Source organism: Hafnia sp. HMSC23F03, from assembly GCF_001816025.1.
Taxonomy (GTDB): Bacteria; Pseudomonadota; Gammaproteobacteria; order Enterobacterales; family Enterobacteriaceae; genus Hafnia; species Hafnia paralvei.
The window spans coordinates 257152-277367 of record NZ_KV824214.1; the positions used below are offsets into that span (position 1 = coordinate 257152).

General features: G+C 48.6%; 23 protein-coding genes. 9 read left to right on the forward strand and 14 right to left on the reverse strand.

The genetic code is table 11. The features are described from left to right. The first annotated feature begins 179 nt into the window (after window positions 1-179). Both msrA and HMPREF3091_RS06890 read left to right on the forward strand, forming a co-directional pair. The gene (gene msrA / locus HMPREF3091_RS06885; protein ID WP_153188508.1) at window positions 180-809 is read left to right on the forward strand and encodes a peptide-methionine (S)-S-oxide reductase MsrA; all 630 of its coding nucleotides are present in this window, start codon (window positions 180-182) and stop codon (window positions 807-809) included. 253 nt (window positions 810-1062) lie between these two features. Beyond that, entirely contained in the window at window positions 1063-2409 is a 1347-nt protein-coding gene (locus HMPREF3091_RS06890; RefSeq protein ID WP_004093671.1) for a polyamine export protein PaeA, read from the forward strand. Window positions 2410-2528: 119 nt separating this feature from the next. On the opposite strand, the gene HMPREF3091_RS06895 is transcribed toward HMPREF3091_RS06890, so the two are convergent. Next, window positions 2529-2735, reverse strand: a complete 207-nt coding sequence (locus tag HMPREF3091_RS06895; RefSeq protein ID WP_004093669.1) for a DUF1107 domain-containing protein — start codon at window positions 2733-2735, stop codon at window positions 2529-2531. Between the two features lie 331 nt (window positions 2736-3066). Here HMPREF3091_RS06895 and HMPREF3091_RS06900 point away from each other — a divergent pair, with 331 nt between their 5' ends. After that, the gene (locus tag HMPREF3091_RS06900; protein WP_070714953.1) at window positions 3067-3624 is read left to right on the forward strand and encodes a YtfJ family protein; all 558 of its coding nucleotides are present in this window, start codon (window positions 3067-3069) and stop codon (window positions 3622-3624) included. A gap of 3 nt (window positions 3625-3627) precedes the next feature. Here HMPREF3091_RS06900 and cysQ read toward each other — a convergent pair whose 3' ends face one another. After that, window positions 3628-4368, reverse strand: a complete 741-nt coding sequence (gene cysQ, locus HMPREF3091_RS06905; RefSeq protein WP_004093666.1) for a 3'(2'),5'-bisphosphate nucleotidase CysQ — start codon at window positions 4366-4368, stop codon at window positions 3628-3630. 241 nt (window positions 4369-4609) lie between these two features. Here cysQ and HMPREF3091_RS06910 point away from each other — a divergent pair, with 241 nt between their 5' ends. Then, on the forward strand, window positions 4610-6571 hold the full coding sequence (locus tag HMPREF3091_RS06910) for a bifunctional 2',3'-cyclic-nucleotide 2'-phosphodiesterase/3'-nucleotidase (protein WP_371328679.1): 1962 nt from the start codon (window positions 4610-4612) through the stop codon (window positions 6569-6571). Between the two features lie 32 nt (window positions 6572-6603). On the opposite strand, the gene HMPREF3091_RS06915 is transcribed toward HMPREF3091_RS06910, so the two are convergent. Then, entirely contained in the window at window positions 6604-7407 is an 804-nt protein-coding gene (locus HMPREF3091_RS06915; RefSeq protein ID WP_070714957.1) for an aminoglycoside phosphotransferase family protein, read from the reverse strand. A gap of 130 nt (window positions 7408-7537) precedes the next feature. On the opposite strand from HMPREF3091_RS06915, the gene ytfE reads away from it, so the two are divergent. Further along, window positions 7538-8209 (forward strand): iron-sulfur cluster repair protein YtfE, encoded by a 672-nt coding sequence (gene ytfE, locus HMPREF3091_RS06920; RefSeq protein ID WP_070714959.1) that lies wholly within the window; start codon window positions 7538-7540, stop codon window positions 8207-8209. Between the two features lie 84 nt (window positions 8210-8293). Here the strand turns inward: ytfE and HMPREF3091_RS06925 are convergent, their stop codons facing one another. Beyond that, on the reverse strand, window positions 8294-8914 hold the full coding sequence (locus HMPREF3091_RS06925; protein ID WP_004093653.1) for a BamJ family beta-barrel-assembly machinery protein: 621 nt from the start codon (window positions 8912-8914) through the stop codon (window positions 8294-8296). 247 nt (window positions 8915-9161) lie between these two features. Here HMPREF3091_RS06925 and HMPREF3091_RS06930 point away from each other — a divergent pair, with 247 nt between their 5' ends. Beyond that, window positions 9162-9851, forward strand: coding sequence for an OapA family protein (locus HMPREF3091_RS06930; RefSeq protein ID WP_070714961.1), 690 nt, complete (start codon window positions 9162-9164; stop codon window positions 9849-9851). Here HMPREF3091_RS06930 and HMPREF3091_RS06935 read toward each other — a convergent pair. The 5 genes from HMPREF3091_RS06935 to rpsF form a co-directional block, all read right to left on the reverse strand. Beyond that, window positions 9848-10210, reverse strand: coding sequence for a DUF488 domain-containing protein (locus HMPREF3091_RS06935; protein ID WP_070714964.1), 363 nt, complete (start codon window positions 10208-10210; stop codon window positions 9848-9850). The genes HMPREF3091_RS06930 and HMPREF3091_RS06935 overlap by 4 nt on opposite strands. A 130-nt stretch (window positions 10211-10340) precedes the next feature. Next, complete coding sequence (rplI, locus tag HMPREF3091_RS06940; protein ID WP_004093647.1) at window positions 10341-10790, reverse strand: 50S ribosomal protein L9; 450 nt, start codon at window positions 10788-10790, stop codon at window positions 10341-10343. Window positions 10791-10829: 39 nt separating this feature from the next. Then, window positions 10830-11057 carry a 30S ribosomal protein S18 gene (rpsR, locus tag HMPREF3091_RS06945; protein ID WP_000135199.1) on the reverse strand — a complete coding sequence of 76 codons (228 nt, stop codon included), beginning with the start codon at window positions 11055-11057 and terminating at the stop codon, window positions 10830-10832. 4 nt (window positions 11058-11061) lie between these two features. Beyond that, complete coding sequence (gene priB, locus HMPREF3091_RS06950; protein ID WP_008814855.1) at window positions 11062-11379, reverse strand: primosomal replication protein N; 318 nt, start codon at window positions 11377-11379, stop codon at window positions 11062-11064. Window positions 11380-11387: 8 nt separating this feature from the next. Continuing rightward, a complete protein-coding gene (rpsF, locus tag HMPREF3091_RS06955) occupies window positions 11388-11786 on the reverse strand; it encodes a 30S ribosomal protein S6 (protein WP_004093642.1) in 399 nt (132 codons plus the stop codon). A gap of 376 nt (window positions 11787-12162) precedes the next feature. Here rpsF and HMPREF3091_RS06960 point away from each other — a divergent pair, with 376 nt between their 5' ends. After that, on the forward strand, window positions 12163-12438 hold the full coding sequence (locus HMPREF3091_RS06960) for a YdgH/BhsA/McbA family protein (RefSeq protein ID WP_004093640.1): 276 nt from the start codon (window positions 12163-12165) through the stop codon (window positions 12436-12438). A 143-nt stretch (window positions 12439-12581) separates the two neighbouring features. Here HMPREF3091_RS06960 and yjfP read toward each other — a convergent pair whose 3' ends face one another. Beyond that, a complete protein-coding gene (gene yjfP, locus HMPREF3091_RS06965; RefSeq protein ID WP_070714966.1) occupies window positions 12582-13331 on the reverse strand; it encodes an esterase in 750 nt (249 codons plus the stop codon). Window positions 13332-13510: 179 nt separating this feature from the next. On the opposite strand from yjfP, the gene bsmA reads away from it, so the two are divergent. Continuing rightward, window positions 13511-13819: a biofilm peroxide resistance protein BsmA gene (gene bsmA / locus HMPREF3091_RS06970; protein ID WP_004093636.1), complete on the forward strand. Its 309-nt coding sequence runs from the start codon at window positions 13511-13513 to the stop codon at window positions 13817-13819. Between the two features lie 172 nt (window positions 13820-13991). Further along, on the forward strand, window positions 13992-14267 hold the full coding sequence (locus tag HMPREF3091_RS06975; RefSeq protein ID WP_004093632.1) for a YdgH/BhsA/McbA family protein: 276 nt from the start codon (window positions 13992-13994) through the stop codon (window positions 14265-14267). Window positions 14268-14277: 10 nt separating this feature from the next. On the opposite strand, the gene HMPREF3091_RS06980 is transcribed toward HMPREF3091_RS06975, so the two are convergent. The 4 genes from HMPREF3091_RS06980 to nsrR all read right to left on the reverse strand — a co-directional run bounded on the left by HMPREF3091_RS06980 (window position 14278) and on the right by nsrR (window position 19950). Then, window positions 14278-15912 carry an isovaleryl-CoA dehydrogenase gene (locus HMPREF3091_RS06980; RefSeq protein WP_070715257.1) on the reverse strand — a complete coding sequence of 545 codons (1635 nt, stop codon included), beginning with the start codon at window positions 15910-15912 and terminating at the stop codon, window positions 14278-14280. A gap of 164 nt (window positions 15913-16076) precedes the next feature. Then, the gene (gene rlmB / locus HMPREF3091_RS06985; protein ID WP_004093628.1) at window positions 16077-16811 is read right to left on the reverse strand and encodes a 23S rRNA (guanosine(2251)-2'-O)-methyltransferase RlmB; all 735 of its coding nucleotides are present in this window, start codon (window positions 16809-16811) and stop codon (window positions 16077-16079) included. Between the two features lie 119 nt (window positions 16812-16930). Beyond that, window positions 16931-19483, reverse strand: coding sequence for a ribonuclease R (gene rnr / locus HMPREF3091_RS06990; RefSeq protein WP_004093626.1), 2553 nt, complete (start codon window positions 19481-19483; stop codon window positions 16931-16933). 41 nt (window positions 19484-19524) lie between these two features. Then, window positions 19525-19950, reverse strand: coding sequence for a nitric oxide-sensing transcriptional repressor NsrR (gene nsrR, locus HMPREF3091_RS06995; protein WP_008814850.1), 426 nt, complete (start codon window positions 19948-19950; stop codon window positions 19525-19527). Window positions 19951-20216: the final 266 nt, after the last annotated feature.

Below are 20216 nucleotides of genomic sequence, written 5' to 3' on the forward strand. Positions count from 1 at the left end.
TGCACTAGTTTGCATTGCCATTAGTAACATGGTTGCAATAATTAGGCATATTGTGCGCAAAGTAAGTATGAGATACAACTAATGACCGAATTGATTACAAAAGTGCAATCACCAAAGTTATAGATATAACCACAACGTGATGTATAAATCTAAGACAGGAGCCACCTGTGGCAAACACAATTCACAACACCCAAACTCTGACTGCTGAGCAGGCATTACCCGGTCGAAACACACCAATGCCCATCGCGAAAACACATGCGGTCAACGGCCATTCTATGACAGAAGTACCAGAAGGTATGGAAACAGCCATTTTCGCGATGGGATGCTTCTGGGGCGTAGAACGCCTGTTTTGGCAACAGCAGGGGGTTTATAGCACCGCAGCAGGCTATAGCGGCGGTTTTACGCCTAATCCAACATATCGTGAAGTCTGCTCAGGTCAAACCGGACACGCTGAAGCCGTTCGTATCGTTTTCGACCCAAAAATCATTAGCTACGCAAAACTGCTTGAGCTCTTCTGGGAAAACCACGATCCGGCGCAGGGGGATCGCCAAGGAAATGATATTGGTAGCCAATATCGTTCTGCGATCTTTGTGTTAACGCCTCAACAACAAGCTGAAGCGTTAACCAGCGAAGCGCGTTTCCAGAAAGCCATGCGTGAAGCCAACGATTCTCGTGAAATTACGACAGAAATCAGTGCCGCCAAACCGTTCTACTACGCTGAGGATGACCACCAGCAATATTTGTATAAAAACCCGCATGGCTACTGCGGTTTGGGTGGTATTGGCATCTGCCTGCCACCTCAGCTTTAGGATTGAAGGTCGCTTGTTTCGCCATTAAAATTGGCTAATAGCAATGGCTTATGACGAAGTGAGCACCTTTTAATCGCTAGCTGGTTTCTCATGGCTGCTGCTATACTAGACGTGGGTCACAGAAATGTGGCCCTATTACTAGTAGTTAGTGCGCGATGTAGTACGCAAAGACTATGTCGTATTTTGTTAAATTTCTATTAATCACTGCCCTTCACTATTCCCCGGAACCAACACCGGTCGAAGCGGATAAATTATGTTAAACAGTATTTTACTGATCCTGATATTAATCGCGATAAGCGCCTTTTTTTCCATCTCGGAAATTTCACTGGCCGCCTCTCGCAAGATGAAACTGAAAACAATGGCTGACGAAGGTGATATCAACGCATCTCGTGTCATTGCACTACAAGAACAGCCAGGTTACTTCTTCACCGTAGTTCAAATCGGGCTAAACGCCGTTGCTATCCTTGGTGGTATCGTCGGTGACGCTGCATTCTCTCCAACTTTCCGCATTCTGTTTGACCGCTTTATGTCGCCAGAAATTTCGGAACAGGTCAGCTTTGTTTGTTCGTTCGTGTTGGTCACCAGTTGCTTTATTTTATTTGCCGACCTAACACCGAAACGCATCGGTATGATCGCCCCTGAAACGGTCGCCGTTCGGATCGTCAACCCGATGCGCTTCTGTCTGTTGATATTTAGACCTTTGGTGTGGTTCTTTAACGGCCTTGCCAATATGATCTTCCGCTTGTTTAAGTTGCCGATGGTGCGCAAAGACGACATTACCTCCGACGATATCTATGCCGTCGTTGAGGCAGGTGCGCTTGCAGGCGTACTGCGTAAGCAGGAACACGAAATCATCGAAAACGTATTTGAGTTGGAATCGCGCACGGTTCCTTCTTCTATGACGCCGCGTGAAAGCATCATTTACTTCGACCTCAGCGAAAGTGAAGAGAGCATTAAAGAGAAAGTCTCAACTCATCCTCACTCCAAGTTCTTGGTCTGTGATGGCGCAATCGATCATGTGGTTGGCTACGTTGACTCGAAAGACCTGCTTAACCGAGTGCTGGGTAACCAGAGTCTGGTACTGAGCAGCGGTGTGCAGATCCGTAACGTGCTTATTATCCCAGATACGCTGACCCTATCTGAAGGGCTGGAAAGCTTTAAAACCGCGGGTGAAGACTTCGCCATTATTCTCAACGAATATGCGCTGGTAGTCGGTATCATCACGTTGAACGACGTCATGACCACGCTAATGGGCGATCTGGTTGGTCAAGGCCAAGAAGAGCAGATTATTGCCCGTGATGAAAACTCTTGGCTGGTTGAAGGCGTTACGCCTATTGACGACGTCATGCGCGTACTGGACATCGAAGAATTCCCGCAAAACAGCAATTATGAAACCATCGGTGGTTTCATGATGTATATGCTGCGCAAAATCCCAAAACGGACTGACTACGTTAAATACGCTGGTTATAAGTTCGAAGTGGTTGATATCGATAGCTATAAGATCGACCAATTGCTGGTTACACGTTTGACCGAACGCCCTGCGCCTATTATTCCTGATGCCGCAGGCGATCTAGAGAAAGCCAAAGAAGCCAATCCCTAGTAACCATCGTGCTTCACTGACCGCTTAAATCCGCGGTACAACAAAAACACAAACGGCCCGTAAGGGCCGTTATCATTTTTACTCTGGACTAACACTGCTGGGAGCTCTTCCCAATCTGCCTATGCCATTTCGGCCTGCAGTCGCGTTACCTGACGATTAATCTCAGACATCGCACTGAGATGGCGTTTGTCTCGCACCTTCGGAGGAAGAACCTTCCCCATATCGAACTCGAAAGCGCCGACATCCTTGATGTACAACCGTCCACGAAACAGGGTTTTCACATACTTGGCAACAAGAAGCGGATTGTAGCGTTGGAAGATTTTCATTGTTGTGTTTACCTCCCGGTAATGACATGCGGCAGGGTATAAAAATTCACTCAGCCAAAACGGCTGCACTCACCCTATCCGCGTAATGGACTATAAATATAGACCCTATTCACAACTTTGGGTTCCCATTAAGCGCTATTTTTCACTATATTTACCTCAACTGACAGAATGGTATGCAAAAAGTCATACCCAGTATGAAATAATCACGCTAAAAATGGGGTTTTGGCCTTACAGAATAAAACTTTCACTAACACATCAAAACAGGACAGACCTCCGATCACAATCTATGCTTTTGACACGATCACTCTGACTGTTTATTTAGAGAGCCTGCATGAAACGACAAAAACACTATCTTCTTCCTCTGCTACTGTTATCCATGTCAGTATCCGCGCACAACTTCCAGCAGGATCAGCGCGTCGCACCAGTGGGTATCAGTGACCGTGGCGAACTCAATTATCAAAACAACGAGTTTAGCTATAAAAACTGGAATTCCGCTCAGCTTGGTGGAAAGGTTCGCGTTATCCAGCATATTGCTGGTCGTACGTCTGCCAAAGACATGAATGACCCCTTGATTGAAGCCATTAAAAAAGCGGGTTTGCCGCATGATAAATACCAAACGACCACCATTGTGAATACCGACGACACCATCATCGGCACAGGGCCGTTTGTTCGTAGCAGCCTAGAAAGTAGTAAGAAAGAATTCCCTTGGTCACAGTTTATCGTGGATGACACCGGTGCTGCCAAAAAGGCGTGGGATCTACAGCCGAAAGGTTCCGCTATCGTGGTGTTAGATAAACAAGGAAACGTGAAATTTGCAAAAGATGGCGCATTAACGCCGCAGGAAGTGCAGCAGGTCATGGCCCTGCTGCATCAGCTGTTAGGTTCTTAAAAACTAAAATATAGAAACGCGGAACCCCGGATTCAGGAAAGATTCTGCCGGGGTATAATCCAGCGTCTTCCCCTGCCAATCATGAATTTTCGCACCTGCAGCCCGCGCGACAGCATGCCCAGCAGCGGTATCCCAAACATTAGTGGGTCCAAATCGCGGATAAAGCTGAGCCTTACCTTCTGCAACCAAACAGAATTTAAGCGATGAGCCAACAGCAACCGTTTGATGATCGCCCAGCTGCGCTAAATAGTCTCTTAGCTCATCATCCGCATGCGAGCGACTCACCACCACCAGCGGTGGTATAGCGTTGCTCACATGAATTTGCTCACGAACACCCTTCTCTTCTTTCCACGCTTTATCGTGCTCTGCGCTATACAACACGTCATTGACCGGAGCGTAAACCACGCCCATCACCGGAATACCGTTTTCAATCAACGCAATATTCACGGTGAACTCACCGTTTCGGCTAATGAACTCCTTGGTACCATCTAAAGGATCAACCAGCCAATAACGCTGCCAATGCTGACGAATTTCCCACGACGGAGGATCTTCTTCAGACAACAATGGGATCTCTGGCGTTAGCTGCAACAGCCCATCGCGGATCACCCTGTGTGCAGCAAGATCAGCTGCCGTGACCGGTGAATCATCAGATTTATGTTCAACATTAAGAGGTTTATCGTCTTGATAGACCGCCATTATTGCCTCTCCGGCTTCACGCGCCAGTCGGGAAATTTGCTCTAACATATTTACCTCTTTAAACAACGGCTTCTTCTAGAAGACTAGTTTTTTTTGCGGTGAATAGCCATCTTTCACTTACGCTACCTATATACTCACGTACAAAACCTTATCCCCTCCCCAAATAACCACGCCTCATCTGTGAACTCCCCCACGGACACCTCTTTCTTTATCTGGCAGAGTTCACAGTTCTGGGAATACCTTCATCGAAATTACACGTTTAGTTGCGATGCTTGTCATAAATACACTCATGGAGATTACCATGTCCGCTCGTCCCTTCTCTTACTCGCTGGTAGCGTTACTCATTGCCGGCTCGGTACAGGCTGCCACCGTTGATTTACGTATCCTCGAAACCAGCGATTTGCACAGCAATATGATGGATTTCGATTATTACAAAGATCAGCCAACTGAAAAGTTCGGCCTAGTACGCACCGCAAGCCTCATCAACGACGCTCGCCATGAAGCCACCAACAGTGTTTTAGTTGATAACGGTGACCTGATTCAAGGGAGTCCTTTGGGTGACTACATGGCGTCAAAGGGGTTAAAAAAGGGAGAAGTACATCCAGTTTATAAAGCCATGAACACGCTGGATTACACGGTAGGAAACATCGGTAACCACGAGTTTAACTATGGGCTGGATTATCTGAAGAAAGCTCAAGCTGGCGCAAAATTCCCTTATATCAATGCCAACGTGGTTGATGCAAAAACCGGTGAGCCAATTTGGAAACCTTACCTCATCGCAGAAAAGCAGGTAAAAGACCGCGATGGGAAAATGCATACGCTACGCATCGGCTACATTGGTTTTGTACCACCGCAGATCATGACGTGGGATAAAGCTAATCTGGCTGGCAAAGTGAAGGTGAATGACATCACGGAAACCGCTCGCAAGTATGTGCCACAGATGAAAAAAGAAGGCGCTGACCTGATTGTCGCTATTCCCCACTCAGGCTTATCCAGTCTGCCCTACCAAGTTATGGCAGAAAACTCAGTTTACTATTTGAGCCAGGTACCTGATATCAATGCCATCATGTTTGGCCACTCCCATGCTGTGTTCCCAAGCAAAGATTTTGCTGATATCAAAGGCGTCAATCTTGATAAAGGGACACTTAACGGTATTCCAGCTGTGATGCCTGGGCAGTGGGGAGATCATCTAGGTTTGGTCGATCTGGTCATCAACAACGATCAAGGCAAATGGACCGTTGAAGATGCCAAAGCACAGGCTCGCCCAATTTACGATCTGGCTAATAAAAAATCGTTAGCCGCCGAGGATGCCTCTTTAGTTAAGGTGCTAAAAGAAGATCATAAGGGCACCCGTGATTTTGTCAGCCAGCCTATCGGCAAATCCAACGGCAATATGTATAGCTATCTGGCGCTGATTCAAGACGATCCAACGGTGCAAATCGTCAATAATGCCCAGCGCGCCTATGTAGAACACTATATTCAGGGCGATCCCGATTTAGCCGATATTCCCGTGCTATCAGCCGCTGCACCATTTAAAGTCGGCGGCCGTAAAAACGATCCGGCTAGCTATGTTGAAGTTGAAAAGGGCCAGTTGACCTTCCGTAATGCCGCCGATCTTTACTTATATCCAAATACGCTGGTGGTGGTAAAAGTCAGCGGTGCCGATGTGAAAGAGTGGCTAGAGTGCTCCGCAGGACAATACAACCAAATAGACGTCAACAGTAACAAGCCGCAGGAGCTCATCAACTGGGATGGTTTCCGCACCTATAACTTCGACATTATTGATGGCGTGAATTATCAGGTGGATGTTAGCCAACCTGCTCGCTATGACGGCGAATGTGCCTTAATTAATCCAAAATCAGAGCGCATCAAAGGCCTTACGTTCAATGGAAAACCTATTGATCCTAAAGCCCAGTTCCTGATCGCAACCAACAACTATCGCGCCTACGGCGGGAAATTTGCAGGCACCGGTGACCAACATATTGCGTTCGCGTCACCCGATGAAAACCGTGCAGTGCTGGCTGATTACATTCGCGCTGAAACTAAAAAACATGGTGCGGTAACACCACAGGTCGATAACAACTGGCGATTGGCGAAAATTAGCAGCCAAACGCCGCTAGACATCCGCTTTGAAACTTCGCCAAGTGAAAAGGCCAGCAAATTCATCACTGAAAATGCTCAGTATCCGCTGACGAACAAAGGGCAGGATAGCTTAGGCTTTGCGCTTTATCAGATTAACCTGCAGAAATAACCTTAGCCCCCACTACACTCTAGTGGGGGTTTTTAGCAACCCATTTCATCTGCCGCTAGCTTGGCAATAGCCATTCTTCCGGCAAATAAATCCAAATCATCGTCTTCTAAGAACCACGCGGCAGACAAACCGGCATGAGCCATAATCCACATCAACAATCGCTGTTTTTCGATTTTTGCCGTTTGGGTCACCACCTCTAATCGGCGTAAAAATCGCGGCCGCTTCGTCGCTATTGATAGCTCTGGATTACAAAATAAGTTGGCATAGTCATAGCCGCGTTCACCGTATAAACCTTTGGGATCGATTGCCAACCAGCCCCGCGCTTCGAAATCCAAAATATTGTCATGATGAATATCACCGTGCAGCACCACTTCCTCAAGGGGGTCTGAAAGTAGCTGCTCAGCCATTACTCCACAGAGAGACAACAGCGGATCGTGGCTTTGTAGCACGGCATTGCGCAATGCGCCAAAACGCTGGGATAACGTTTCCAATGGCGGCGCTTGGTATGTTCGAGCACGATGCAAACGAGATATCACACGGCAAATAATTTCGCTTGCCTCATCGTCTTGGCCATTCTTAACCATGCTCATCAGGTTTTGCGAACCACATGCACGCTCCATCAGCAAGGCGTCATCCTGCCGCGCTACCACTTGAGCCGCGCCGTCTCCGTTCCACCACTGCATCAGTTCAGCACCGCGGCGCTCCTCTTCTACCCCTGCCAGTTTCAACATCAGAGGTGCGCCATCACATAATACCGGCAAGAGTTGAGCGTTATGCGTCTTAATCAGCTCGCCATCGACCTGCAAATTCCACAATTTTAGCCAGTGGGTAAACATCTAAACTCCTTACCTAAAGTTTGTATCAGTATTGCAAAACCCAGAACAACCCCCAAAGAGTTATGGCTTATTTTATAAAGTGCATTTAAAATGCATTTTATAAATTTTAGGTACTCAGAGGAAGTTCATCATGGCACTACGCGATTTATCACTGGGCGAATTAGCAATTACCATTCCACGCGCCACTCTTCTGTTCCGCCAGCATGACATGGACTTTTGCTGCGGTGGCAAACAAACGCTGCTACGTGTGGCGACCAAGAAAAACCTCAATGTCGATGAACTCGAGGCTGCGCTGGAAAACCTAAAAAATGAACTAAATAATGAAACCGCGCACGACTGGCGGAATACACCGCTAGCAGAAATTACGCCGTTTATCGTTAAGCGCTATCACGATCGCCACCGCGAACAACTGCCTGAACTGATTCTTATGGCTGAAAAGGTTGAACGAGTACATGCGGAAAAACCTGCCTGCCCAAAAGGCTTAGCTAAACAGCTGAACCTTACCTACCAAGATCTCAGCCAACATATGATGAAGGAAGAACGTATTTTATTCCCCCTGATTGAACAGGGTATGGGGGCTCAAGCCGGTGGACCCATTTCGGTAATGGAAAGCGAACATGATGAGGCTGGTGAACAGTTAGAAGTGATCAAATTCCTGACAAACAACATCGTTCCACCTGAAGGTGCATGCAATACCTGGCAGGCACTGTATGCAGGCATTAATGAATTTATTAGCGATCTGATGGAACACATCAGCCTCGAGAATAACCTGCTATTCCCACGCGCGCTGCGCGGCGAATGAAACCATTGCCCTACCGTTATAAAAAAAGCAAAAAGCCGGCAAATGCCGGCTTTCGTCTTATTCAACGCTGCTTAATCGCCTGACTTACAGGATTTCCAGCAATTCAACGTCAAATACCAATGCGCTGTATGGCGGGATTGCTGCACCTGCGCCGCGTTCCCCATAGGCTAAGTTATGCGGGATATACAGCTGCCATTTTGAGCCGACTGGCATCATGGTCAGTGCTTCAATCCAGCCTGGGATCACGCCATTAACTGGGAACTCAGCAGGCTGGCCACGTTCAACAGAACTATCAAATACGGTGCCGTCAACTAAACGACCCGTATAGTGAACACGCACCTGATCCTGACGAGCCGGAATAGTACCTTCGCCTTTTTCTAGCACTTTAAATTGCAGGCCAGATTCAGTAACGGTGACATCATCATTCTTGGCATTCTCTTCCAAGAATTTCTGACCCGCTTCCGCTAAGCCTTTCTGCTGCTCACGACGTACCGCATCAGCACGCTCGTGGATCTCACGCAGCGCACGATGAACGGCTTCAACAGGAACCGCCGGAGCATTCCCCTCCATCGCATCACGCAGGCCTGCCAACAGGGCTTCAGGCTGTAAACCTTCCAGACCAGACTCATTCAGTTGCTGGCCGACTTGCAGACCAATCCCATAACTTGCTTGCGCTTCTATACTGTCAAAAGAAGGGGTCGACATGGTGTTTCCTTTAATCTTTAAAATGTAGAAGGCGAAGCATAGCAGCGCTGGAGCCTAGGGTAAAATCTTGCATCCAGAAGGATGACTTTTGTCGATTAAAAAGAAACAATAACAGTTCATTTACTTGATAAGATAAATGCAGGTTATTACACCAGCTCTGTATATATCTATTTTCAGAGTATTAACCTGTCATTTCGCGTCGATTTTCTCTACGCTAGCGACTAAGGCACCATCAAGAGAGGTCATCATGGGCAGAATCACGCCCAGGAGAAGAAGAAGTACGAGGGTTTATCAACCCATATTGCGTACATGGCTCAACCTACGTCAGCGGAACTCCCCAACACTACAGGAGCCGCAGGATCAGGAAACGGAGCGTCCTATGTCTTCCAAACTGTCAGATAAGCTGAAAGTCGTTACACAGCATCTCTATAACCTATGGCATATGCCTGACCGTTTCGATTGGATGGAGCCATTACCCGCTTTCCACCGCCGCTGGGTGATTGTCGCCACAGTGGTACTTCTGCTGTCACTTCTCTGGCCTTATTCAGATCCTCAAGACTCACGTTACTCCTCTGAACCGCAGCAGGAAAACGACGTCCCTATGCAGGCGGGTATGAATAACAATGACGCTCCTCCACCGCCGCGAGTAGAGAATATCAGCCAAGCCGAGCAAAATGGCTGGCAGGAGTATCACATTCAAGCAGGGCAAACCTTGGCTCAGCTTTTCCGCGACAACCAATTGAATGTCAATGATGTGTTTGCGATGGCGCAGGTTGAAGGCAACGATAAACCGCTGAGCAATTTAAAAGCGGGGCAGGAAGTTGAGATTCAACATAACGCCCAAGGACAAGTGATTGCGTTAAAAATTGAAACCATTAGCAACGAGCAAATTGAGTTCCGTCGCGAGGCTGATGGCAGCTTCCGCCGCATTCGCTAAGATTTCACTCTTTCCAGCAGATACTCACGCAGCACAATGGCCTGATTGTGCTGTTCATCTCGGCTACCGTACAGCAGCGTGAGTGGTTCGCCACGTTTTAAAATGGCGAGCAAAGCATCTCTGGCATCATTAGCATCAAGCTCAGCGCGATATAAAACACCAAACTCATCCCAAGACACCCGTTGTTCGTGAAACGCATGACGAAGATCGCTGCTGGGTGCAACGGTTTTAAGCCACTCAACGCCCTCAAGACGAGCCTTGGAAATACCACGGGGCCATAGACGATCGGTCAGAAATGTATTGGCGGGGTATGGGGGGGGAGCGTCATAAACGCGAGCTACATGGATAACGGCTGACATGAGATCCTCCTGTATAGAACTCATGATAGTTTACGCCGTTTTTCTATTTGGGGAGAACCAGAATAGAATGCAAAACGCCGGCACAAGGCCGGCGCTTTGACGAGTTACATCGTTAACAGCTTTTCAGCTATTACTCTGCAACTACAACGACATTCAGCTGTGCGAATACGTCGCTGTGTACTTGGAAGTGAACTTCGTGATCACCAACAGTACGCAGAACGCCATTCGGCAGGCGAACTTCGCTTTTCGCTACCTGAACACCGGCTGCAGTAATTGCATCAGCGATGTCACGAGTACCGATTGAACCAAACAGTTTGCCTTCGTCACCCGCTTTAGAAGCGATGGTTACAGCACCCAGTTCGTTGATCTTAGCAGCACGAGCTTCAGCAGCTGCCAGAACGTCAGCCAGTTTGGCTTCCAGTTCAGCACGGCGTGCTTCGAAGAACTCGATGTTTTTCTTAGTTGCAGGAACAGCTTTGCCCTGTGGAACCAAGAAGTTACGTGCGTAACCTGCTTTAACGTTAACCTGATCACCCAGGCTACCCAGGTTTGCTACTTTATCAAGCAGAATAACTTGCATTACCTTATCCTCTTAAAGTCGTTAATGGACAGCAGCCGATTACTGATGACGATCAGTATATGGCAGCAGAGAAAGGTAACGTGCGCGCTTGATAGCACGAGCCAGCTGACGCTGGTACTTCGCACGGGTACCGGTGATACGGCTTGGTACAATCTTACCGCTTTCGGTGATGTAGTTTTTCAGCGTAGCGATATCTTTATAGTCAATCTCTTGAACGCCTTCCGCGGTGAAACGGCAGAACTTGCGACGACGGAAATAACGTGCCATATGGCTAGTCTCCAGAATCTATCAATTCAATCTGCTCGGCATGTAACACTAACTTGGTCAAACCATTGCGGCCTTGATGGCTACTAATGAAACCTTGAACCGTTAGCATACTGCCGACCGTTAATCTGTGGGTAGTTGCTTGAAATGCTTGTCCGCTAACAATCACAGGCATTCTGCACCATGCTTGTCGGCTAAATCCGGCTTCCTGCTGTATCGACCTGTGCTCAAGCACAAACTGACAGTGCGGGATCCCAGAGGGACTGACCTTTCGAATGGGAACTTTGCACACTGTGCCAGTCAAAACCAGACGATTTGAGGTCATTGCAGCAATTACTCTTCAGAATCCCCAGCATCAGCATCATCAGCGGTTTCGTTAGCGAAGTCTTCGCGGCGATCGCCACGACGTTCGTCTTTCGCTTTAACCATTGGTGAAGCTTCGGTTACCGCGTGTTTAGTACGCATAACCATGCTACGGATAACGGCGTCGTTGAAGCGGAAGTTAGTTTCCAGCTCATCGATCGCTTCCTGCGGAGCTTCAACGTTCAGCAGAACGTAGTGGGCTTTGTGCAGTTTGTTGATCGGGTAAGCCAGCTGACGGCGGCCCCAGTCTTCCAGACGGTGAATCTGACCAGCAGCGTTAGTGATGGTTGCACTGTAACGCTCGATCATGCCCGGAACCTGTTCGCTCTGGTCAGGATGGACCATAAAAACGATTTCGTAATGACGCATCGAATTGCTCCTTACGGATTATTCAGCCTCCTGATAGGGTCAGCCGCGGCCCATGGAGGCAAGGAACGTGTTTGTGTGCGGCTGAAAAATGACGCGTAATCATACTTGCGTGGGGTAGGAAACTCAAGGCAATTGGTGAAATTATTGTCGAGAGCGAATCAGGTCTAAATTTGCAGCTTGGATGTACGGAATCAGACACTCCGCATTTATGGCTAAAGATATTCAGTTTTTTTGAATTTGGAGAGCAAAAAATGTAGCTATCAATTGAATAAATGAGGACTAAACTAGTTATATCGGCAACGGATAATGCTGTTCACATCACACGTGCTTTACGAAAAGTTATTCAACGTATATCAATAAGATTGAGGAGAATCCGATGAAATCTATCATCGCCCTCGTGACGACATTGACCCTGTTTGCCGCCACCAACGCACTCGCAGCAACTGAGATTACAGGCCGTCAGGCAAACTCGCTGATTGCCAATCAATACGCAGTAGTCAGCGTAAACCATGACGTACAAAACGTGCAGGAAGCACTACCGCAACTACAGCAGGAAGCTGTCGCTCAAGGCGCAAAATATTATCAGGTGATTGTAATGCATGAGCCTGAAAGCAACGGTCAGATGCACGTCAGTGCAGCCCTGTTCCGCTAAAATAGGTTTCTATTAGAACAAACAACGCGTGCCACACCAGAGAAAAAGCCAACAAAAAATTGTGACAACCCTGCCAATAATAACAACGAAAACATCGCTACGTTGCCCCTTATGACACCCATCATACGGGGCTTTTTTTTACCTTATAGATGGCGAGAGAAAAACTGCACGCCCACATCTAAGGCAGAAACCGTAATTTTATGTCCAATCGAGGCTTCAGTTTCAAAGCGAATATGTTCCAACAAACGCTGTTCCGCCAGATCGCGGATTAAACGCCGGCTCTCCTCGGCTGGCACCAAATCATCAGCCAAACCATGCCAAATAAGTAATGGCTTATCTGCCAATTTTTCCAACTGGTGACTAACGTCATATTCAGCTAAAAAACCCAGCTCATCGCTAAGTCGTTGGCGATCTTCAACGGTTTTTACGTCAAACGGAGGGAAGAGCGTTTGTGACAAGGACTCGAAATAACCCGAGCCCATAAATGATGCTGCAGCCTGAATCCACGGATAGCGCACCTTTGCCCCCAGCGTTGTCATTCCCCCCAGGGATGCGCCGCACACGCCAACCCGATCGTCCCAAATTAAACCCTGCCGCTGATAATGCTGATAAATGGCCGGCAGTTCATCTATGTTTGATCTAAGAATGTTCCAGAAATGAGCCATACGGTATGCCTCGTCGCCGTTAAAACGCGAACCGTGCAAATTGGCCTCAGGCAAAATAACGCGAAAACCCGCTTTCGCAAATGCGTAACCAAAATAGGAATACACTTCTTTAGAAGAGGTAAAACCATGATAGAAAAAGAGAGTTGGTAAAGGCTGCCCCTGCTTACCCGCCGGCGCGGCATGCAAAACAGGAAGCCCATCGACCACTTCATCAAACATCTCAATCATTCTTTTATCCTCCCGAGTTTTGCGATTAAGTGACAAATAATGAGCCGGAGGCTTAGCAGAAACAATCACTTCTGGTTCTAAGTTATGAACTACCGGTGAATTCCCGCGTGCTTACTGGTCATTTCCGCGTCATACAGGATACAATTGAAAGACTTGCCTAACTACCGCAGGCCATCAGGATGAAAAAAATTAAACTTTCCCTCGTAATCCTCTTTACGCTGTTTTTAACCGCCTGTGGCGTGATGAACAGCAAGCCCGTTCCACCACCAGCGCCGAGCTCACACGCACAGGAAATTCGTCGCGATCAAACCAGCACGCTAACGCGCATGAGGACAATAAGTGCTCAGGTATATGGCAGCCCGATGAATGCTCAAGAAGTACTGCAAAAACAAGCCGATGAAGCTGGTGCAACTTACTATTACGTGATCATGGTGGATGAGACCGGTGTACCGGGACAGTGGTACGCTCAAGCCATTTTATATAAATAAAACTGCAGGTTTTATTTAACAAATTTTACAAGGCATCGATAAAAGTCTACGCGTTCTGTCTCATTATTAGGCAAAGTGCGTAGACTTTTTTTTATGATCGCGGTGTTATGGAGACGTTAACACACCTTAATATTTTAATCTGGATGATGAAATAAGCATAAGGAGTTCGCTGATGAATAGATCCCCTGTACTCACTACCCTGCTGCTTTCTATTGGCTTAATCAGCGCAACCGCTCAGTCCGCGGAAAACGTGAATGCCGATCTCACCACAGGGCTAAACCAAGTCGGCGTGATCTCAGTACAAGGGATTGTGGGCGAACCGCACGATGTTGAGCGCCTCATTGCACTAAAAGCCGATGAGCAAGGAGCGAGTTACTACCGCATCCTGAGTATGGATGAAAATATGCCGCAGCATACTTGGCATGTCACGGCGGCACTCTACAGCTAACGTAGTGCTCCTAGCAGGCAAGCCCCATCGCTCGCTGTAACAAAAGATCCTGAGTTCGATTATCGATCACGCTTGCACCATCGGATGCGTAATATTGCTGACACCACGCCTCTGCCACCTCTGTAGGCGCAAAGCGCAGCAGTTGTGCCGCTGCATTAATATTAAATAACTCATCGCTGATGATTCGGGCTTGTGCTTCACTCGGATTATGCAGTCGCTTGAGCAAATTTCGCCAAGCCTTGTCCAATAACACGTTCTGTCCTTTTACGTCAGCCAGCTCCAGACTCAGCATCTCCTCCATGTGCGGATTTTTACGCCACACCCTTAATACGTCTAAACACATGATATTGCCAGAACCTTCCCAGATACTGTTCACCGGCATCTCTCGATACAGACGAGGCAGTTCACTTTCTTCGCAATAACCGATGCCTCCTAAAGCCTCCATGGCTTCAGCAACAAAGGGGATACCTTGCTTACAAACAGCAAATTTTGCCGCAGGCGTCATCAAGCGGCCAAACAGCCTTTCACCTTGGACATCAGGCATCTCGAAAGAGCGGCAGAGCCTAAATAACAGCGAGGTTTGCCCTTCCAACCTGAGTGCCATTTTAGCCAATACCTGACGCATCAGCGGCTGCTCTGCCAATGATTTGCCAAATGCTTGCCGTTGTAAGGCATGATAAAAAGCAACGGTGAAAGCTCTACGCATCAGACCGTGGCTGCCGAGCGCACAATCAAAACGAGTCGCACTTCCCATCTGTAATATCAGACGTACACCATCGCCCTCATCGCCCAATAGCCAACCAGTGGCATCCTGAAATTCAACTTCAGCGCTGGCATTTGAGCGATTACCCAACTTCTCTTTCAGCCTTTCGATGCGGATCGCGTTACGCGTTCCATCAGGAAGAATACGAGGAACAAAAAAGCAGGAAATACCGCCGCTGGCCTGAGCCAAAATTAGGTGAGCATCACTTTGAGGTACGGAGAAGAACCATTTATGCCCCACTAAACGGTAAGGCTTGCCACTTCCCTTACCTTCCAGAGCAATTGCCTGTGTCGTGTTGGTGAGGACATCTGAACCGCCTTGTTTTTCCGTCATTCCCATCCCAATCAGCAAACCCTTTTTCTGCTCTGCGGGCAGCGAGTGTGGATCATAACGATTGGATGCCAATCCCATCAGCCAACCATTCATTGACGTAGGCAGGCATTTTTGCAGCAGCGGGATAGCACCAAATGTCATGGTTATCGGGCACAGCGTGCCAGCCTCAACCTGACTATGCAGTAAAAAACGCGCTGCGCGGGCAGCGAAAGATCCGCTAACCGCATTGTTCTGCCAAGGTAAGTTATGCACCCGATTTTCTGTCAGTCCCTGCATCAACATATGCCACGATGGATGGAAACGCACCTCATCCACACGGCGCCCAGCCGCGTCATATCGTAAAAGTTCTGGTAGATTGGCGTTCGCCATCCGACCAAGCTCGAGTGACTCGGCAGATCCAAGCTGCAGACCAACGGCGCTGAGTAAAGCGCTATCCCATCCCGCCTGCTCACGGACAACGGCCTCTTGCAAAGGGGTATCGGAAAGATAAAGATTACTGTTGCTTAGGGGATTGGGTTGATTAAAAACCGTATGCGTTTGCCACGTCATCGTCATCGTCATAGTCCCTAACGTCGCCCCACAAACAGGGCTAGGTCTCTAAGTATGCTCGCTTAGGCTATTTTTGCTGGTAGTCACTTCACAAAAGAAATTCATAAAAAAAGGTGGCCACAGCCACCCTTACAAAAACTCGCGTAGTTTTCAGCACTGAAAAACTATCCGCGCTGACGCACAGCCTCGAACAAACAGATACCGGTCGCAACAGAAACGTTCAGAGAAGAAACGCTCCCCGCCATCGGAATGCTGATCAACTCATCGCAATGTTCACGAGTCAAACGGCGCATGCCATCACCTTCAGCGCCCATCACCAGCGCCATTGGGCCAGTCATTTTGCTTTGATATAGATTATGATCTGCTTCACCCGCAGTGCCAACAATCCAGATATTTTGCTCTTGCAGGAAGCGCATAGTACGCGCCAAGTTAGTCACACGGATCAACGGAACAGTTTCCGCGGCACCACAGGCGACTTTCTTGGCAGTTGCATTTAGCTGTGCGGAGCGATCGCGTGGCACAATAACCGCATGCACACCTGCAGCGTCCGCGCTACGCAAACAGGCACCCAAATTGTGCGGATCGGTTACCCCGTCCAGAATCAATAGGAATGGCGGCTTATCCAGATTTTCCAGCAACGCAGGTAAATCGTTTTCCTGATACTGACGCCCTTCGCGCACGCGAGCGATAATGCCCTGATGCACTGCGCCTTCCACTTTCTCATCCAGCCACTGACGGTTTGCCACCTGGATGACAATGCCCATCTGCTCAAGTTCTGCAATCAGTGGCATCAAGCGACGATCTTCGCGTCCCTTCATCACAAAGACTTCAAGAAAACGCTGTGGATCGCGTTCAAGCAGCGCTTGAACTGCGTGAATACCGTAAATCATTTCGCTCATAATTTTAAAACGCTATAACGTCAGCCGCCTGTGTCCGAGCTTTTGCACAGACACAGGCGGGAATTTAACTTTAGGCAGCAAACAGTTAAGCTTTGCTGCCTGTTATTTAAATCAAACTATCACTCTGCGGCTTTTTTCCCAGCTCGTTTGGCCTTGGTTGCCGCCGCAATTTTCTTGGTTTTCGCCGAAACTTTTTTAGCTTTTGGCTTAGTGCTAGTCAGATCTTTATCTTTGGCATTTTTCGCTGGCTTGGCAGGTTTGCCGGATTTATCAATTTTCACTGACTTATCCTTTTTCCCTGCGCCCGCTTTACCCGCTCGCGCAGGCTTACCGTCTCTATCTTTGCGGAATGCACTATCCGGCTCGAAATTAGCAGGCATCTTACCACCGCGGCGCGACCCGCGAGAAGGCGCTTTGTCTTCTCTTAGCGTACGTTTAGCGCGATCTTTCTCGGTTTTGCCTGCACCACGCGGAGTACGCGTGCTAGAAAGCAGAACAAAATCAATCTTACGCTCGTCCATATGCACGGCATCGACGCGGATTTCCACCTTGTCGCCTAAGCGATACGTTTGACCGGAAGATTCACCAATCAGTCGCTGTCCCACATTGTCGAAACGATAATAGTCGTTGTCCAGCGCGGACACATGCACCAAACCATCGATGAACAAATCGTCCAGACGCACAAAGAAGCCAAAGCCGGTCACGCTAGAGATAATACCGGTGAAGGTTTCTCCAACATGATCCTGCATGAAGTCACACTTCAGCCAATCAGCCACGTTACGGGTGGCTTCATCCGCACGACGCTCTGTCATAGAGCAGTGTTCGCCTAGTTGCAGCATCTGCTCTTCGTTGTAGTGCCAACCACCGGTTTTAGTCCAGCCAGCATGGTCGCCACCGTGCTCTTTCGCCAACAGGTACTTGATAGCACGATGCAGGCTCAGGTCAGGATAACGGCGGATCGGGGAGGTAAAGTGGGCATACGCCGACAGAGCCAAACCAAAGTGACCGCGGTTTTCTGGATCATATACCGCCTGCTTCATGGAACGCAGCAGCATCGTTTGCAGCATTTCGTGGTCAGGGCGATCGGCAATTTCATCCATCAGATCGGCGTAGTCTTTTGGCTCAGGCTTCATACCGCCGCCCAACGTCAGACCCAGCTCGCCCAACACGCTACGCAGCGAGGTCAAATGGTCGTCGCTTGGACGGTCATGGATACGGTACAAAGCCGGTTCTTCGTTTTTCTCTACAAAACGTGCAGCGGCAATATTCGCCAAAATCATGCACTCTTCAATCAGCTTATGCGCGTCGTTACGTACGGTTGGTTCAATGCGCTCGATACGTCGTTCAGCGTTGAAGATGAACTTGGCTTCTTCGGTCTCAAACGCAATACCGCCACGCACTTCGCGCGCATGATCCAGTACTTTGTAAAGGTTGTGCAGCTCTTCCAACGGTTTAACCAACGGACGATAGTGCTCACGCAGCTCCTCATCCCCCGCCAGAATATGCGCGACTTTGGTGTAAGTCAGACGAGCATGTGAGCTCATCACCGCTTCGTAGAATTTAAACGACGTCAGGCGACCCGTTGCAGAAACGGTCATCTCACACACCATGCACAGACGATCGACCTGCGGATTGAGCGAACATAAACCGTTCGACAGCACTTCCGGCAGCATAGGGACAACCTGCGACGGGAAGTAAACCGAGTTACCACGGCTACGCGCTTCATGATCCAGAGCGGTATTTGGGCGCACGTAGTAGCTTACGTCAGCAATCGCTACCCATAAACGCCAACCACCACCGCGTTTTTTCTCACAGTAAACCGCATCATCAAAGTCACGGGCATCTTCACCATCGATAGTCACCAACGGCAAATCACGCAGGTCAACACGGCCTTTTTTCGCCGCTTCTGGCACCTGCTCGCTTAAATCAGCGACCTGCTTCTCCACCTGTTCAGGCCAAGTATGTGGAATTTCATGGGTACGCAGAGCGATATCCACCGCCATGCTGGTGCCCATATTATCGCCTAGAACCTCAACGATTTTCCCCACGGCTTTAGTACGACGCGTTGGCCGTTGAGTCAGTTCGACAACGACCACATACCCCATGCGAGCACCGGCAATCGAGTCAGGCGGGATCAATATATCAAAGCTTAGACGGCTATCATCTGGCACAACAAAACCAACGCCAGCATCAGTGAAATAGCGGCCAACAATTTGGCTCTGCTTAGGCTCAAGCACACGTACGATGCGAGCTTCGCGACGCCCTTTTCGGTCAGTACCAACAACCTGTGCCAGCACGACGTCGCCGTGAATGCAAAGCTTCATCTGTTCTGAAGAAAGGTAGAGATCGTCACGATCTTTGCTTCCTTCAATGCGAATGAAACCGTAGCCATCACGATGGCCAATAACGGTTCCCTTCTTCAAATCAAGACGCTCTGGCAGCGCATAGCACTGACGTCGGGTGAAGATGAGCTGTCCGTCGCGTTCCATCGCTCTCAGACGGCGTCGCAGAGCTTCTAAATCCTCTTCGCTGGTCAGATTTAGTTCACGCGCGATCTCCTCACGGCTAACGGGCGTGGTGTGCTGCGACAGATGCGTCAGGATAAACTCGCGGCTTGGGATCGGTGAGGCGTACTTCTCTGCTTCGCGTTCCTGGAAAGGATCTTGTGACATTGCGGTTCCTCCGTAGTCATCAGCAATTGCCGCTGAATTGATTATTCAACCAGCAGCAACTTATAAAGCGGTGAGTTTTCTTCAATTAAATCGGCCAGAGTGCATTGATCCAACTCGGCCAGAAAAGCCTGCGTGGCTTTTTGCAGAACTTGCTTCAGGCGGCAGGCTGTCGTGATATGGCAAAACTCGTGAGAGCAGTTAACTAGCGTTAAGGGCTCAAGCTCTCTCACCACATCACCAATACGAATATCTTTCGCTGCTCGTCCCAGACGAATGCCGCCGTTCTTACCTCGAACGGCGGTCACAAAACCGGCACGACTCAGTTGATTAATAATTTTAACCATATGGTTGCGAGATACGCCGTAAACATCGGTGACTTGGGTGATGTTTGTCATCTGATCGGCGGGCAGGGATGCCATGTAAATTAGCGCCCGTAAACCAAAATCAGTAAAACTTGTTAACTGCACGGCGACCTCTGAGTCTAGCTTGGCGTTATCTCACGATAACCCAGCATAAAAACGAATTAATCATAGAGATCAATTTCGGGGATTCATCCCAAAAACGGATCTATCTATTTGGATAATAAACCAGCCACAGCAAAAGCGACTAGCTATTTAAGCCAAAATAATTGGAGTGGCATCAAGGCAACAAGCGAGAAAATCACGATGAGCTTACTCTAGTCAGTGATTCGGGTGAACGAACGCAACCAATACCGATGCAACTTCAAGTATGG